This is a genomic window from Nitratidesulfovibrio sp. SRB-5 (genome assembly GCF_019931275.1).
Taxonomy (GTDB): Bacteria; Desulfobacterota; Desulfovibrionia; order Desulfovibrionales; family Desulfovibrionaceae; genus Cupidesulfovibrio.
Genome location: NZ_JAIOTY010000002.1, coordinates 1401222 through 1417831, shown reverse-complemented (window position 1 = coordinate 1417831; position 16610 = coordinate 1401222). Strand labels below are relative to the sequence as shown.

Annotated in this window: 13 protein-coding genes; all 13 read right to left on the bottom strand. The window is 63.7% G+C overall.

Going from position 1 to position 16610, the window contains the following annotated elements; translation table 11 throughout:
- Positions 1–52: 52 nt before the first annotated feature.
- Positions 53–1372, bottom strand: coding sequence for a sugar-transfer associated ATP-grasp domain-containing protein (locus K6142_RS13235; RefSeq protein ID WP_223380897.1), 1320 nt, complete (start codon positions 1370–1372; stop codon positions 53–55).
- An 18-nt stretch (positions 1373–1390) separates the two neighbouring features.
- Complete coding sequence (locus tag K6142_RS13230; RefSeq protein WP_190243578.1) at positions 1391–2530, bottom strand: glycosyltransferase family 2 protein; 1140 nt, start codon at positions 2528–2530, stop codon at positions 1391–1393.
- A complete protein-coding gene (locus tag K6142_RS13225) occupies positions 2530–3852 on the bottom strand; it encodes a DegT/DnrJ/EryC1/StrS family aminotransferase (protein WP_190243579.1) in 1323 nt (440 codons plus the stop codon). The genes K6142_RS13230 and K6142_RS13225 overlap by 1 nt, the downstream gene beginning before the upstream one ends.
- The gene (locus K6142_RS13220; RefSeq protein ID WP_190243580.1) at positions 3849–4895 is read right to left on the bottom strand and encodes a FemAB family XrtA/PEP-CTERM system-associated protein; all 1047 of its coding nucleotides are present in this window, start codon (positions 4893–4895) and stop codon (positions 3849–3851) included. Before K6142_RS13220 ends, K6142_RS13225 begins: the two co-directional genes overlap by 4 nt.
- Positions 4888–5739 (bottom strand): XrtA system polysaccharide deacetylase, encoded by an 852-nt coding sequence (locus K6142_RS13215; RefSeq protein ID WP_190243581.1) that lies wholly within the window; start codon positions 5737–5739, stop codon positions 4888–4890. Before K6142_RS13215 ends, K6142_RS13220 begins: the two co-directional genes overlap by 8 nt.
- Positions 5740–5793: 54 nt before the next feature.
- A complete protein-coding gene (locus K6142_RS13210; protein WP_223290205.1) occupies positions 5794–7053 on the bottom strand; it encodes a TIGR03016 family PEP-CTERM system-associated outer membrane protein in 1260 nt (419 codons plus the stop codon).
- A gap of 106 nt (positions 7054–7159) precedes the next feature.
- Positions 7160–8347 (bottom strand): XrtA/PEP-CTERM system-associated ATPase, encoded by a 1188-nt coding sequence (locus K6142_RS13205; protein ID WP_190243583.1) that lies wholly within the window; start codon positions 8345–8347, stop codon positions 7160–7162.
- A gap of 11 nt (positions 8348–8358) precedes the next feature.
- A complete protein-coding gene (locus K6142_RS13200; RefSeq protein WP_190243584.1) occupies positions 8359–9240 on the bottom strand; it encodes an XrtA-associated tyrosine autokinase in 882 nt (293 codons plus the stop codon).
- A gap of 10 nt (positions 9241–9250) precedes the next feature.
- Positions 9251–10693, bottom strand: coding sequence for an XrtA system polysaccharide chain length determinant (locus K6142_RS13195; RefSeq protein WP_223380896.1), 1443 nt, complete (start codon positions 10691–10693; stop codon positions 9251–9253).
- Between the two features lie 60 nt (positions 10694–10753).
- Positions 10754–11518 carry a polysaccharide biosynthesis/export family protein gene (locus K6142_RS16675; protein ID WP_223380909.1) on the bottom strand — a complete coding sequence of 255 codons (765 nt, stop codon included), beginning with the start codon at positions 11516–11518 and terminating at the stop codon, positions 10754–10756.
- Positions 11519–11559: 41 nt separating this feature from the next.
- Positions 11560–12891 carry a TIGR03013 family XrtA/PEP-CTERM system glycosyltransferase gene (locus tag K6142_RS13185; RefSeq protein WP_190243587.1) on the bottom strand — a complete coding sequence of 444 codons (1332 nt, stop codon included), beginning with the start codon at positions 12889–12891 and terminating at the stop codon, positions 11560–11562.
- 11 nt (positions 12892–12902) lie between these two features.
- Positions 12903–15554 carry a tetratricopeptide repeat protein gene (locus tag K6142_RS13180; protein WP_190243588.1) on the bottom strand — a complete coding sequence of 884 codons (2652 nt, stop codon included), beginning with the start codon at positions 15552–15554 and terminating at the stop codon, positions 12903–12905.
- Between the two features lie 491 nt (positions 15555–16045).
- A complete protein-coding gene (locus tag K6142_RS13175) occupies positions 16046–16609 on the bottom strand; it encodes a hypothetical protein (RefSeq protein ID WP_223290206.1) in 564 nt (187 codons plus the stop codon).
- Position 16610 lies beyond the last annotated feature (1 nt).

Sequence of the window (16610 nt, the reverse complement as noted above, 5' to 3'; positions counted from 1 at the left end):
CTTCTCGGCCGTCACCCTCCCCGCACACGGGGCGCGGGAAGGGGCGCGGCGGTTAGTGAACGGCAGCGACCGCCCCCAGCCTTTCGCAATGGGCAAGGATGAAGTTGGCGAACCGTTCGTCGTCCATCCCTTCACCAGCCGGAAAACGCGCTGTGTCGATGGCCGGGGCCGGGCTGCCGCCAAGCAGGCGCAACTCGCTGGAACCGATGACGATGTCCCAGGCCATGACCGGGTAGTCGGGCATCCTGCGGTGAGCTTCGGCGGCCAGGCTTTTGGCCCTGTCCCACAGCGGCAGGCGCAGCCCGGCGATCACTTCGCCCGTTTCCGGGTGCCGCCTCCAGCGGTGCGGAGAACGAGGCTTCACGGCATCGCCGAGTTCCCCGGTCTCCAGGTTCACGACGCGCGCGGTAAGCCCGAACTCGGGACCGCACTCCGCCCGCCACCAGCCGCCGGGAATCCGCATCGCCGCGGCGATGAAGTGCGGCTCGCCCCCAAGGGCCGCAAGGGTAAAGCAGCGCACCGAGCAGGAACCAAGCAGCCCGAGCGGACGCAGTGTCGGATGCGCGGGCTCGAACGGCTGCAACAGCATGGTCCTTCCGGCTGCCAGTTCCACCCCGCGTTCCGCTATGTCGTCCAGCGTGGCCTTGTTGCCGTGCCGCTGCCAGCCGCCCTGCCCTCCGTGCCACTGCCACAGTTCACCGCAGGGGCCTTCGCTCCAGTCGGCGGGCTTGAGGTAGAGATCGCGGCCGCAGGCCGCCTGCGAAGCGCCATCGGTCCACGCCACCTTGCCGTCGGTGCCGAACCGGGCAAGGACGGGAACGCACGGCAGGCCCAATTCCTCGCAACGCTGGAGAAAGGCGATACGCGTGGAAATGTCGGGCGCCATGCTGGTCGAGGACAGGACTTCGGCGATGATCCGGAGTTCATGCGGCATGATGAAGCTGCCGGGGCTCGGGGCATCCGCCCTGAACAGGTCGAACCCGTAGAACAGCCTGGTGTTCATGTTGTGCCGCATTGCGGCCGCGTAGCTCATGCACACCTGCTTCCAGCGGGGCACGCGGTATCGCCGCGCCACGTCGCCCCCCTGGCTCACGGCGTGGAGCATGCTGGACGCCAGCGAACTGCACGGCCATGACAACGTGCTGATCATCACGCGCACCCACGAGGCCGCGGTGACGCAACGGGCCGTGCCGAAACGCTGGCAGGCGCGGTGCAACCGGGCCATGTCTCCCTCGCCCCTGACGAACGCGAACGCGGGAAGCGTCAACGGGCAATGGTCGGCGCGCATGGCGCGCACCACCTTGCGCCCCATCCTCCAGGCTAGGCGGGTTCCCCGCCCGATCAAGGACACCACGGTCCTGGCCTTCGTCATGGCATACCTCCCGTGGTCCTAGCTGCCCCGCGGGGTCCACGTCACGAAGACATGGCCGCGCAGCAACCGGATCAACCCGTTGACCGCCGCAAGATGCAGCACGACGAACAGCCACGCCGTGCGGGCAAGCCCGCCCCGGCCCAACGCGCCAGCCAGCGCCGCCAGTCCTGCCCCTCCCATCGCCAGGGCTGCGAGCGCATACGCCCCTCCCCGGGATGCCAGAAAGAGGGAGCTTGCCGCGCACACCGCCAGCAGGGGCAGCGTGGCCCAGCGCAACACCTTGTGCGACAGCACCTGCCAGGCAAATCCCCAATGCCCCTCGCGCACCAGTACCGGCAGCATCCGAAGACAGATGAGCCAGGATTGGGCCATGATCCGGGTCTGGCGGCGCATCTCGACGATGGCGTCGGCGTCATCCGCCTCTTCCTCCACCACGGCGCGCGGCTCACTGACGGCGCGCCCGCCCAGCATAAGCACCTGCATGGGGTGCAGAAGGTCGTTGATGTATTCCGGCTCCAGCGGAACGTAGAACTCCCGGCGCATGGCGTAGGCCGCTCCATCGGCCCCCACGATGGAGAAGAGGTCGCTCTCGCGGGCCTTGATCCACTCCTCGTAGCGCCGGTAGACACCGCCCGGCGAAGGCGATCCGGCGGCGTCCACGTACACGCTCACGCCGCTCACGAGGCCGATGGACGAATCCGCCAGCCTCTCGACCAGCCGCCGTATGCAGTCGGGCCGGAACATGGCGTTGGCGTCGGTAAAGACGAAGATCTCGCCATCGGCCTCTGCCGCCGCGCGGTTCAGCGCCCTGGTCTTGCCGCCCCGCTCCGTTTGCCGCAGCAGCCGCACGCGCGGCGAGCCGCACCGTTCCGTGAGGGTTTCGGTGGCGTCGGTGCAACCGTCGGAGACCACGTACAGGCATATCCGGTCCTCCGGGTACTCCAACTGCTGGAAATTCCGTATCTTGCGCTCAATGACCGCTTCTTCGTTGTGAACCGCGAGCAGCACGCTGACCGTTGGCATTCGCACATTGTCCGCCGCCTGAACCGGCGCACGACCGCGCCGCCGCGCCAACCGCACCTGCGCCTCCAGCAGCAGCGGAAACCCCGCGAACGCGTAGACCAGCAAGAAGGACGAACACCAGAACAGCATGGCCATCAGGCGCCTCCCTTCTGCGATGCCGCTTCCATGGCGCCCGGCCTGTTGCGGCCCGCCCCGCTGGCCAGCGCATCCATCATGGCGTCCATGTCGCTTTCCGTGACCCGGGTGTGGGTGGGAAGGGTCAGCAGTGTCGCCGCAAGCCAGCGCGCGGTGGGACAGTCAGGGCCCGGCAGCAGGTACGGCGCGAGTGGCGCGAGGTCCTGCAAGGACTCCGGGTAGGAGCGGACCATGCCGAGGCGGGGCACCTCCGGCACGGCGTCCCCCGGCCAACCTCCCCCTTCCGGCAGTACGGGAAACCGCAGGTACACGGGGTTTGCGCCGGGCTGCACGCGCACCGTGCGAAGGCCGCCCACATGCCGGACACGCTGCCCGAGTTCCCCGGCCACCTGGCCGCGCCCGGCATTTATGGATGCCAGCCGGGAGACGCCCCGTGACGCCAGGGTTGCCTGCAAAGGCCGCAACTCCCCGATGTCGAAGTCGGGCACGAAGCGCGACGCGCCGATTGCGAGAAAGGGCAGCGACGCGGGCAGCCAGTAGAGGCGTGGATTCAGGAACAGCCACAGCGCGACGCACTGCGCAAGCAACCGCACGTCGCTGGCGATGTCCGCGTGCGCCGGGGCAACGCTGCCGGAAATTGCCGCCCACGGCGCCAGCGATGCGATGTTCGCGGCCAGAGCGGCATCGTCCGTGACGATGAGTCCCCCGTTCACGGAGGTGATGTTCTTGCCCCGGGCAAGGCTGAACAGTCCGACATCCCCGGTGGTCCCGGCCTGTCCGTCCCCGGACCGCGCCCCCATGGCCTGTGCCGCATCGTCCAGCAGCATGGCCCCCGCGGCGCGGCACAGCGTTCGCAGTTCGGCGGTGCGCACCGGATATCCGTAGAGGTGGCAGACCACCACGCACAGCACGGCATCGTCGAGTTGCGCCGTCACATCCCCGAGGTTTGGCGCCAGCGTCTCCGCTTCGAGATCGTACAGGCGTATCCGCAGGCCCGCGTGCACCACCGCCGCCGCCACGGAATAGGAGGTGAAGGCGGGCAGCAGGACCACGTTGCGGTTCGGCGACAGTGCTCGCATGGCGCGTAGCGCCACCGACATTCCGGCACGCCCCGACCCAAAGGCGAAGACATGGCGGCAGCCGGTCATGCGGCCCACTGCGGCTCCCAGTTGCCCAAGCACTTCCTGACCGGCCAGGTCGCCCTGGCGCCAGGTGTCCCAGGCGGTCCCGCAGGCGGCCAGCATGTCGCCCGGCGACAGGGGCACCCCCCCGGGGGGCAGATGGCGGAACGGCGCCGAAAAGGCCTGTGCCAGCGAGGTCATGGGATGCTCCTGACGATGTGGGGACCGATGAGGCGGGTCAATCCCACGGGCAGATGCTGCCACACCCGTATCGCAAGGCCGAACCGGGAATTGGACGGGTTCAGGTCCGGCAACGGCGCGCCGTCGGCCAACAGGTATTCCCAGCTCAGGGGCACTTCGCGCGCGCCCCACTGCGCCTTGAAGCGCCAGGGGCCGCTGTCGGGCGATGAGCGCCCGAAATCGAACACGGGGAACCCCTCGCGGCATGCCGCGCGCAGACACTCCCAGTAGAGCAGATTGTTCGGGCAGCACTGCCGGTGCGAGCGCAGTGACGAGGCCCACGGCACTTCGAAGACGGAGCCGTGGGCATAGCAGAATGCCGCGGCCACGACGCGGGCGCCATCCCGGACGACTGCGATGTGCGTTTCGTCGGGGAACTCGTCCATGATGGTCTCGAAAAAACGCCGTGCGTACACGGGGGTACCAAGGTCACGCATGTTCACCGCGAACACGTCGTAGAAGGCGGGCAGCAGTTCCTTCCCCCCCCGGTCGGCCACCAGGCCGCACTTGTCGGCCTTGCGGACCTGGTTGCGCACCTTGTCGCGCAGGCCGCGCCACAGGTCGTCCGGGTCGCGCGGCAGGTCGAGCAGCATCGTCACCTTGTGGCACTTGGCGGAAAGCCCAAGCCGGGGTTGGCCGACGTGGCGAAGTTCGATGCTGCCCGCGCCAAGGTTGCGCATCAACGCATCGGCCTCTTCGATGAGGGCTTGCGAAGCCTCTTGCGTATCCGACAACACGCCGCCGTAGTTGACGAAAGGCAGGGACACGAGAAAACGGCCGAACAACCGGCTGCGGATATGGACCAGCGGCAGAATCCCCGTCAGTTCACCATCCGCGAAGGCGGCAAGCGGGTAGACCGCATGGTTGAAGGCGCGCTCGGCCACACGCAGCCATCCCATGTGGTGGTACCCCGAGGCGTCCCCCCGTGACGCCACGTAGGCGTCCCACCCGGCTGCGTCACCCGGCGCGTGGGGTGACATGCGCACGACATCGATTTCAGACATTGGCCACCGTCCCGAACAGCACGGAACTCATGGTGGAAAACCGCAGCGTGGAAAAGAGATGGCGCAGCTTCGATTCTGTGGTGGCAAGATTCAGGTAATGGCGGAACCGGGACCGCAGGGCCGCCCGGATGCGCGGCTGCGCAGGATCGATCTCCCACGGGTGGAAATACAGGACGCAAGGCTTGCCCAAGGCATTCAGCCGCCTGAAGGCTCCACTTACCCAGGACGCCGGCAACAGCCGCAGGTAGCCGCCGCCGGCCACCGGCAGGTTCACGCGGCGACCGAGCATTTCCACCTGATAGGTCGTGGGGGGAAACTCCTTGATAACGCCGCTGTCCCGGGTGATGGCATGCGGAAAACGCTGGCTTCCGGGCATGCCGTAGATATCGTGATTGATGGGAAATATGCTTGAATCGTAGGTGAAGCCCTCTTCGATAAGCACATCGAGAGCCCAGATGGTGTCCTGCGTGATGGTGTAGCTGGGCGCCCGGTAACCGTTCACGGGCTGCCCGGAAAGGTCCTGCAACAGCAGGCGCGAACGATGGATGTCATCGCGGAACATCTTGGGGTTCATGGTCGTGATGCGGCGGTGCGAGTATCCGTGGCACGCCACCTCGTGCCCCGCCGACGCCATGCGCCGCACCAGCTCGGGGTGACGCTTGGCCACCCAGCCCAGGGTGAAGAAGGTCGCGCGCAACCCCCACTTGTCCAGCAGGTCGAGAACGTGGTTGGTATTGCGCAACGCACGTTGGGGCAGCGAATCCCACTGTCCTGGATCGACGGCCTTTTCAAATGCGCTCACGTGGAAATAGTCTTCCACATCGACGGTAAGGGCGTTCCGCATGGCTCCCTCCCCTACGGCATCGTGCCGCTTCATCTTTGCTGGCGTCTTACAACATCAAAACGTCATTCCCCATTCAATCATGACTCTGTTCACCGTAAACGACGATGCGTCATCACTGGAGTCAACCATCTTGTATCTGTAGGTCAGTGCAAGCCACGACGACTCCGTCAACTCGTAATTGAGCCCTGCATTTGCGTAATATCTGTCGGACGTCACGCTGGTCGTTGAACCGGCATCCAGTTCCGCGTTGATGCCTGCGTTGGCCTTCAGGCGATCGGTGAGTTCGTACGTGTAGTTGAGCCCCGGCCTCCAGAACTTGTTGCCACCACCCTGCAACGAGCTTTCATATTCGGCGTACCCCAGCGTGGCGCTTAGCGTGGAACGGTCGAACTGGAAGGATATGCCCGCCGTGTTCAGGTCGCGCAGGATGCTGCGGCCTGTTTCGGGGTCGTCGGTATAGTCGCGCTCGCTGGACAAGGTCAGCGTTTTCCGGTCCAGGGCATGCGACAGGGAGGCGGAATAATACAGCCGGGCGGACCGGTCCCCGGCGTCGGTTTCCGTAAGCATGGGCCCCGCCTTGACGCGCACCGTGCTCTTTTCCGCATACTCGTAGCTGGCGCCCACATAGGGGCGGTGCCGGTAGAAGTCCTGTTGCTCTTCCGCTTCCTGGCGCATCAGGTCATAGCCGGCGAGCATCGTGACCGTTTCGCTCGCTTCATGCTCCAGGTCTCCGAACAGTTCGTGCTGCTGCCGCACGTTCCTGTTCATGGACGCTTCCCCGCTGCTCCACCCCGGAACCCACTTGCGCGAGCCGCTTCCAGGCTGCGCTTCTTCGGCGTAACGGATGTCCGAAAAGCGGTAGCCGGTCTTCAGGCTGGTGCGTTCACCCGGCTTGAAGGAGAAATACGGTGAGACCGTGAACGTGTTCTGGTCCGTCTGGTCTCGGGTGGTATCGCCCTCGACCAGGTCGCCGCGGGCCGCCTGCCGGTAGACCGGACGCAGGTTCTCGGCGATGTCCAGAAAGAACCTGTCCTCGGCCAGTTCCAGCAGAACCCGTGCATCCAGCGTGTGGCTGTAGTTGTCCGGGGCCTCGCCCTGCATGTAGTAGGAGTAGTCGCCCTTGTAATCGAACTTCGCCGTCACCCGCTCGGCCTCGTACAGGTATCGGAGGCCAGGCTTGACGTGCGAAACGAAATCGCCTTTACCGTTGCGGGTTTCCCTGACGTTATCGTTGTATTCGCCACCAAGGCCGAACGTTGCCTCCACGGTCTGGTCCGCAACGGCACGGCCCGCGGAAGCGGCCAGGATCCACATGGAGCCCAGCACCGCGAAACACATCACGAAGCCACATCTAGAAACGGATGTCCCGGAAGCCATCTGACTCTCCCCGTGTCTCCGCACCGTTGGCACAACCTTCTGCCTAGCCGCCGACAAACCACCGCCACAGTCTGCCATGCCGGGGACGGATATCCTCGCCCGACACCTGCGGCTGTTCCTGCCGCACCTGTACCAGCCGCTGCGCCTGCGCGAAGCCCAGCCGGTCCACCCGTTCCGAAAGCTGCGACAGCATTCGCTCCATCGACTTCTGCCGGTCCAGCATGTCGAGATAGGCGTTCTCGCCCATGCGCGACTGCATTTCCTCCAGTTCGCCCACCCTGCGTGACAACCCGAGCAGCAGCGAGGCCACCCCCTGCGCCGTAACGGGCGAACGGGGCTCGGCGGTCTGCGGTGCGTTCGGGAGCGGCTGCATCCGCACTTCCTCCGTAGCGGGCTCCACGGTCGGGGGCTCGGGCCAGAATTGCCGTGCGAAGTCCATCGACCGCAAAAGATCCTGCATCTGCACCAGGGACACGCTTCTCCTGTCCGCAGCGTACGCATCCAGCAACGCGTAGCCGCACAGGATGTTCACCAAACGAGGAATACCTTTCGTTTCCCTGTGTATTTCATCCAGCACCCCATCCTCGAACTGCAATGCATCCTTGTTGCCTGCACGCTCCATCCTGCATGCGATGTATTCCGCAGTTTCCTGAACCGTCAGAGGTTCCAGGTGGCATTGCACCAGTATGCGCTGGCGCAGTTGAAGCAGTTGCGGTGACCGGATGCGCTCCCGCAGTTCCGGCTGACCCACCAGAATGATCTGGAGCAGCTTGGCGTTGTCCGTTTCAAGGTTGGAAAGCATGCGGACTTCTTCGAGCACCTCCGGGGCAAGGTTCTGGGCCTCGTCGATGATGAGCACCGGGCGGCGGCGTTCGGCATACTGGTTGATGAGGAACTCGTTGAGCTCGCGCAGCATCGTGACCTTGTCCCTGCCCTCCGTCTCCAGTCCGAAGTCATCGTTGATCATTGCCACCAGCTGCTCGGCATCCACGCTGGTGTTGAACACCTTCGAGATGAGCACGTCGCCGAGGTTGCGCTTCAGCAGGTCCCGGATAAGCGTGGTTTTGCCCGCGCCCACCTCGCCCGTGATCAGGATGAAGCCTGCCCGTTCGCGCACCCCGTATTCCAGGTAGGCGGACGCCTTGCGATACGCCCGACTCGGAAAGAGAAAGTCGGGGTTGGGCAGCAGGTCGAACGGCTTGACCCTGAAGCGGAAGAATTCGGCGTACACCTATGTCCCCATCACTCGGCCCCGCTCCGTCCGGAGCGGTGATTGCCATACCCGTAGCGGTTGCCGCCGTACCTGTTGCCGTAACCGGGAAAGCTCGGCCATGCGGGATGGCTTGCGTCGTTGTAGATGACCCCCAACACGTTGGCGCCCTCTATGGCTTCCTGCGTCCTGCCTAGCCCGCTGATCGTCGCCAGGTTTTCCCGCGCCACCAGCAACACGCCATCCACCATGCGGCTGAGCACCCGGGTCTCGGCAAACGGCAGCACCGGCGCGGTGTCGACGATGATGTACCGGTCTGCATACCGGCGCTTCATTTCCAGCAGCATGTCGCGCATCATCGAAGAGGCGAACAGCTCCCCGGGGTTGGCAAGCTGCCGCCCCGCCGGAAGAAACGACAACCGCCCCACCCCGGTGGGCACGAGCGCCTCGTGCAGGGGAACTCCATCCATCAGGCAGTCCGACAGTCCCGGCGAGGCATCGACACCGAACAGCTCATGCCCGCACGGGGCACGCAGGTCGGCATCAATGTACAGGACGGTGTTGTCGTATTCTTGGGCGAGGCAGATGGCGAGGTTCGCAGAAACCAGCGTCTTCCCCTCGCCCATCACCGAACTGGTGACCATGAACAGGTTCATTCCCTTCTGGCGCGCCAGGGATACGAGCTTCTCCTTGACCTTGCGGTATTCCTCGCTCACAGGGTTATCGAAGCCCGAAGCCGCGATGAGCTTGGGGTCAAGCGTCACCGAACGCGCGGCGGGTGCGGGCCGCAGGGTGCCCCCTGGCGGCGCGGACACGGCGGGAGAGAAGCCGGAAGCGACGCCCGCCCCCGCTGATGCATCATCGGCCTTCCGCTCTCGGCTCGCTCGTGCGAGCGCTTCCTCGATCCTGCTCATGACCATCTCCTCACAACCATGTGGAAAGGATGTAGCGAGCCCTGGCAAACAGCGTGTCCAGCCCCTCGAAACCGCTGTATTCCCACCCGGCAAGCCCCACGATGCACAGCATCGCCAACAGGGCCAGGGCGATGGCGGTCCGCCTGCGTCTCGCCACGCGCGCGTCCGCGGCGGTGGCTATGCGGGGCAACGCGCCAAGCACCAGAAACCCCCTGGATGTCAGGTCTTCCATCGAGCGCACCCTGCGGAAAAACTGGTCGGACAGAATGATCCCGCCCGCAGCCACGACCACGCCCGCCACCAGCGAACCCAGCATGATCAGCGGCCTGTTGGGGCTGCTGGGCCGCAAGGGAAGGATCGCGGGGTCGATGATGCGAAAACTCACGGCCTTGTCCTGCAATTCCATCTGTTTCGAGACCTCGGACTGCCCGTAGCGCGACACGAGCTGCTCGTAGATCAACGTCTCGTTCTTGCGCGCCTGCTGCAGGGCCTGCAACTCCGTCTGCACGGCGGGAAGCTCTTGCAGCAGCCGCTTGTCCTTCTCTATGAGCGCCTGCTGGACCTGCTCTATCTCGCTCAACGACTCCAGCTCCACCTTGAGGCGCTGATAATCCACGCTACCCTTGCGGCGATCCGCCCCGTCCCCGCCAGAGCGCAAAGCGTCAAGCTCCGCCCGGGCCTTGATCACGTCCGGATGCTGATCGGTATAGGTTCGCAGCAACGTCTTGTAGGACGCCTCCTTTTCCGCAAGCCGTCCCCCACCGCTTCCCTTTTCAATGATGTTGAGCTGGGCAAGGCGTTCGTTCTTGCGAATGCGCGTCTCCTCCAGACGATGTTCCGTTTCCTTGATTTCCTCGCGAAGTATGTTCTCATTCAGACTGAGAATCATGCCCTTCTCCGACTTGTACGCATCGATTGCCTGCTGTGCGGAATCAATACGCTTCTGGAACACTGCTATCTGATCCGAAAGAAATCTCGTCGCTTCGTATGATTCCTCACGCTTCGATGACGTGCTTTCCTCGATGTATCTGCGCGTCAATGCATTGACGAAATCGCGTGCCTTTTCCGGAGAAGAGTTCGCGTATCTGATGTAGAAAAGGCCCTTTCTTTCCTCATGCGTAATTTCAACATTCGATCGTGTTGTTTCTATCAAGCGCTCAAGCCGCTCGCCCTGCACGCCCAGATCCATGTCCAAGTCCTTGATCACCCGCAACAACATCTTGCGGCTGAGTATGGAAACCTTGAGAATCCGCAGCTTTGCCTCCAGCGAGGGTGTGACGGCAATTCCCTTTACCAGCTCGTTGACCACGTTTTCCTCAATGGAAACGGACGACTGGGCCTGATAACGCTTGGGGAGCACATAGCTCACCACCACTCCAAGCACCGCCACGAGCACCGCCACCGCGCAGAACGACACGACGCTCTCGTTCACCAGCACGAGGTAACGCTTCATGTCCGGTCCCTCAGGCTGCTGCCCGCCTGCCTTCACCGGTCGCTGTCCCCCCTGCGCCATCTAGAACATCCCCTTTTTGGCGATCACGTAATCGCCCGCCTGCAGCAGCACGTTCTGGCTAAGGTCGCCCTTGTCGACAAGGTCGCCCGCGCGCACGACGATGACCTCCGGACGCCCGTCGTGAGCGCGCACGACCTCCGTCCGATTCCGGTCGGCAAACCGCGTGAATCCTTCGGCGGCCAGCAGTGCCTCCAGCAGCGTCATGCCATCGTGGTGGGCGATGGTCTTCGGGGTGTTCACGGCGCCGACGACGTACACCGCCCATTTCGAACGGAAAGGAATGAACACCCTGTCCCCCGGCTTGAGCTCCACATCGTCCGAGGCAACGCCCCGCTCGTAGAGATCGCGAAAACCGGTCCTCAGCACGTCCTCTCCACGCGACAGTGTTGCGCCATCAAGATCCGCCGTGGCTTCGGGAGCCACACGGGTGAGCACCTGCAAAAGCGTAGTCCGCCCCACAAGGGGAACCATGCCTGGCTTCACGCCCGGCCCATGCACGACCACGCTGTTGTTCTGCGACGTGTCCACACTTACGGTGACGACCGGATTGCGCACGATTTCAGCATATTTCGCGGCTATCTTCGTTTGCAGTTGCTCCGGGGTTTGCCCGGCGGCGTCCACATCGCCAACGCCCGGCAGCGTCACCTTGCCGTCCGGCCTGACCGTCACCTTGACCGACAGGTCCTTTTCACCCCACACATTGACGTTGATCACGTCTCCGTATCCGACTACGTACTCGAAGGAATAACCGGAAGACGCGCACACAAGCACAGCGACAACAGCCACGATTCCAGCAAAATATTTCACTATCGTGCTCCTGCTCCTAAAAGTACAACGGAGAATGTCCTCGCAAGAATCTCCATATCCAGCATCAGCGTACGGTTCTTGATGTAATAGAGGTCGTAGCGCAGCTTTTCGAGCGCATCGGACTTGCTGGCCCCATAGGGGAAGCACACTTGCGCCCACCCGGTAAGCCCGGGCTTCACGGCGTGGCGCTGATCGTAGAAAGGCACTTCGCGCACCAGTTCGGACACGAATTCGGGACGTTCCGGACGCGGACCGATGAACCCCATGTCCCCGCGCAGCACGTTGAAAAGCTGCGGCAGTTCATCAATGCGACAGCGGCGCAGAAAACCGCCAAGGCGGGTCACCCGGCTGTCGTTGACGCGCGCCCATACCGGCCCGGTGTCCCTTTCCGCGCCATCGCCCATGGTTCTGAACTTGTAGAGCACGAACGGCTTGCCTCCCCGCCCCACCCGAACCTGCCGGAACAGTATGGGCCCGGGTGAATCAAGGGAGACGGCAAGCGCCACGAAAGGCAGGAACGGAGCCACCAGGCAAAGCGCCAGGAGCGCCAGCACGATATCCGCATGCCGCCTGGCGCATTCTTCCCAACGCGCCCCACCGAAGCCCGGCGCGAAGATGAACCAGCCGGGGGTGATGCCCTCGATGTTCAGCTTGCGCGTGACAAGCTCGTAGAAGGTGGGCGCATCAAGCACCCGCACCCCGCGCAACCGGCACCGCAGCACGGCATCGAGCGGGAACGTGCCACGCCGTTCCGACAGGCTGATCACGATGATGCGCACGCCCTCCCGGCGGGCGAGGTCCGCCAGCCAGTCCGCATCGCGCCGCGCCACCTCCGCCCCCGGATCAGGGCACTGGACGGCGGCTTTCACCCGGTACCGCCCGTCGGAATCTGCCACGAGAGCCGTCATCCTGCGGATGCCCTCGGCATTGCCAAGCACGAGAACGCTCCGCACCAGCGCGGGAAATACGCGCCAGTACGAGGATGCGAGAACGCACCCACCGCGCAGCAGGGCAAACCAGAGGAGCGCCCACAGAGCCACGCCTTCGTGTTGCAGCAGTATGCCGGTGCCGAAATGCAGCGGCACCAGCACCACCGCTGCCGCAAGCACGGCAAGGACGGTTCCGCCCACCCCCGGGTGGACATCTTCTCCTTTGGCCTCCAGCGCTTCCACCGTGGCCGCACACAGCAGCAGGACGACAGCCAGCGCCAGCAGGTCGCGCAACGGCGGCGCCGCCACGCCGTGCGGAGCCGACGACAGCACGGCCAAAAGCAGCGCCAGCGCCACCCAGGCGGAATCACGCAACAGGTGTATGATGGGCAGGCGGCTCATTCCCAACCTCGTCAGTTGCCGGCTTTGCGCAGCAATTCCCTGGCTTGCGCCGCCTCGGGAAAGTCGGGGGTCTGAAGGGCCACGCGCAGTTCTTCCGCGGCCTTGCCCTTGCGCCCGGCCTTGAAGTGCGCCTCCGCATGGTGGTAGCGCAGCGTGGGGTTTTCAGGCGCCGCCGCCACCGCGCGGCCATATGCCCGGGAGGCCTCGTCGGCCCTGCCGTTGGCCATCATGCAGGTGCCAAGGGTATCAAGCACCTCGGGATTCTCGGGAGAATGCGTGTACGCCTGAAGGGCCAGCTGCAAGGCCATCTGCGCCCGGCCGTTCTGTTGCAAATAGGCCATGGCCAGGTTGTTCATGGCCACGACATTGGCCGGAGCCAGGCGCAAAGCCTTTTCGTAGACGGGAACGGACTTGGAGTATGCCTTGCGGCGCATCTGCAGCGTGCCCATGGCCAGCAGGGTCGGCACATCGTCGGGCTGGACCTTCAGGGCGTCCTTGTAGCAGGCTTCGGCCCGGGCAAGATCCCCGCCTCGCTCCAGCATCCCCCCCATCGCCAGCAGCAGATCCGCGCTTCCCTTCTGGCGATACGCCGCATCAAGAAGCTGGATTCCCTGTTCGCGCTGCTGCATGCGTTCAAGCGCATAGGCTTCGAGCATGGTCGGCAACGACGAACCGCCTTCCCGCAGGCCAAGCGTGCGTGCCGTCTCGGCGGCCTCCTGGTTGCGCCGCATGTGGGTAAGCAGGCGATAGCGGCCGATCAGGGCTTCGCGCGGTCGTTGCGCCTCGATGCTGCTGTAAAGGGCAAGCGCGGCATCCGGCTTGTTCTCCCGCACCAGCAGCACGGCGAGCGCCTCGCGCAGGTCTTCCTGGCTGTCAGCCTGCAACGCCGCCTCCAGAACCTGCCTCGCCTTGTCGGTGCGCCCTGTCGCAGCGGCACGGTTGGCGACCACAAGCACAACCTGGCGGTCCTTGCTCGCGAGCGCCCTGTCGAACCGCGCATCCGCCTCGGCCGTCCTGCCCAGCAGATCAAGCAGCGCCCCGGACGCCACAAGGAAGCCCGGAGAGTCGGGCGAAACGGCAAGATACGCCTCGCTCTCGGCCAGCGCCTGCTCCACCCTGCCCGCCCCGGCATGGACGCGCAGACCGGCAAGATATGCATCGGCAAATGCCGGATCGGCCCGGTGGGCTTTGGCCACCGCGTCAAGCGCCTTGGCCTCCTTGCCCGCATTGGCATAGAGAGGGACAAGCATCGTATACAGCACGGCGTCCTGCGGGGTGTTGTTCACCCCTTCGAGGACGACCTTCTCCGCCTTGTCCATTTCACCTCGGCCCAAGTGGAAGGAATACAGCGCGTTGCGGGCGATGATGTTGTCCGGGGCCGCGACCACGGCGGTGCGCAGGTCCGCCAGGGCCTCGTCCGTCCTTCCTTCCGACTGCTTCAGCGTGCTGAGCTGCAACAGGGCGCCGATGTGGGCCGGCTCCTGGGCCAGACCGGCCTCCAGTTCTTTCTCGGCGCCTCGCTTGTCCTTTCCGGCCAGAAGCACCCCGGCCATCAGGAAATGGGCGTTGGCGTCTCCCGGATTCCTGTCGAGAAGCTTCCGGGCCTCCTGCATCGCCTCGTCCAGGCGGCGCTGGGCAAGCAGGATGGTGCATACCATCCGCCGGGCCGCGTCATGGTCCGGGGTGGATGCCAGCACCGTGTTGAACTGGCTCAGGGCCATTTCCAGATCGCCCTTGGCATAGAGCGCCATCCCCAGCTTGTAGTAGCCCTCCACGCTGGGGCGCAGCGCCACGCTGCGTTGCAGGAGGGTGGCGGCTTCGGAGAAGTCCTTCCTGGTGGCGGCCAGGGCGCCCTCCAACAGGAACACCAGGGCGCTGTCCTTGAAGTCCGCGCGCATGGCGGCGGCCGTCTGCGCGGCCTCGGCCTCGTTGCCAAGCTGCAACTGGAGCACGCCCACCATGTACCGGGCGTTTTCATCAAGGGGGGTCAACTGGGTGACCCTGCGGAACAGGGAAAGCGCCTTGTCCGTCTCTCCCTGCCGCAACAGGATGTCGCCCTGAAGCGCAAGGGCCGCCGAGTCATCGGGACCGATGGAAAGGGCCTCTTGCAGCACGGAAGAAGCCGCGCGCAGGTCGCCCCGGTACAGGAAAAGGCGCCCCAACGCCAACCGAGCGGATATGCACTTGGGATCAAGGCTGAATGCCTGCTCCAGGGCCTTGCGCGCTTCTTCCGGGCGCCTGGCCTGGCCATAGGCAAGCCCAGCCAACTCGCGCGAGGCAGCGGTGGCACCGGCATGCTCCTCGAACTTCTGGACATGAACAAGCGCCTGGTCCGGAAGGTTGCGCGCAACGTACACTTCGCCCAGGGCGAGATTCAGCGCCGGGTCATTTGGCTGCTGCCGGTAGCACTTCTGAAGCTCGTTCTCGGCCAGATCAATCTTGCCAAGCGCATAGTAGGCGCGGCCCAGTTCAAGATGCAGCGTGTAGTCGCCGGGATCCTTTTCCAGCGCATTCTTGAAGAGCACCACGGCGCCAGCCGGGTTGCCTTGCCCCATCAGCTTGCGCCCTTCGGACAGGAAGTCCCCGGCCTTGTCGGTTCCGCAACCCGAAACGGACAGCATGACCACGACCCAGCAAACGATCCAGCGAAGATTGTTCCACACAGGGGCCTCCGGTTTCTCGAAAAACGGATGTGTCCCCTATAAGAGCCAATACCATGCCAGTTGGTCGCGCCGAATATGCACAAAAAATGGTTCTATATTTTACCGTATTATAAAAAATACATTCTAGACTTTTCCGTATTACGTATTGATAACCAAGACTCGCATGATAAACTGGACGCTGGTCGTGATAAGCTGGACAAAAAAAAGCCTCTGCCCACACCCGTTGATTCCGCGTGAAACCAACACGGCGAAGGCAAAGACACCCACGACCGTTCCGACAACAACAAACGCACCGGAACCTACCTGCCGGGTGCGGGCATCCCCTACACGCGACGCAACGCAACCGGCCACTCACACGCCACGCCCTGCCGGGCATACGGCAATGCCGTACGCGCCTGTATTTCATGCACCCGGCGAACCTGGATGACCTGCCCCTGCGCCCCCCCGCCCGCACAATTGTTACAATACAGAACCGGCTCGGCGCAGAATGTTCATGCCGTTCCGCTTGTCGGAAAATCCGACACCTGTAAATTCTCTCGACACACCACAGCGTCGTGTCCATCTTCGGCCTGCTGTGACAGCAGGTATTTCACCAACGCACGAAGTGAAATGATATCAGGCGTTACAAACGCCCCACCCACCACCACCCTGTCACCAACAGCCATGTAACGTATCTGGCAATTGAACGTCACAACATCTTCATCCGCAGGAAATGTAAACATCAATTCGAAAGCGCCTGCCTCTCTCATGACCTTTTCGTATTCACCGCATGCTTGATGTATCTCCGCCCTGAAACCACATAAAGAGATATTCCTTATGACAGTCGGGGTACATCTGTACTGATTTGCACCTTCAGAAACATGCGCTATGGCATCAATTTTCGCAAACTTGCGATGAACCCTCCTTTTCTCAATATCACTATTCATATAGCCAACATATCCACTTTCAAAGAACGTATTCAGTATTCCGGAAGCAATCTGCCCAGGTGGACACTTCAGACATTCAGAAACATTTGCGAGCCGCGCCCCTGCTTGCATATCTACTTCAACACTCATC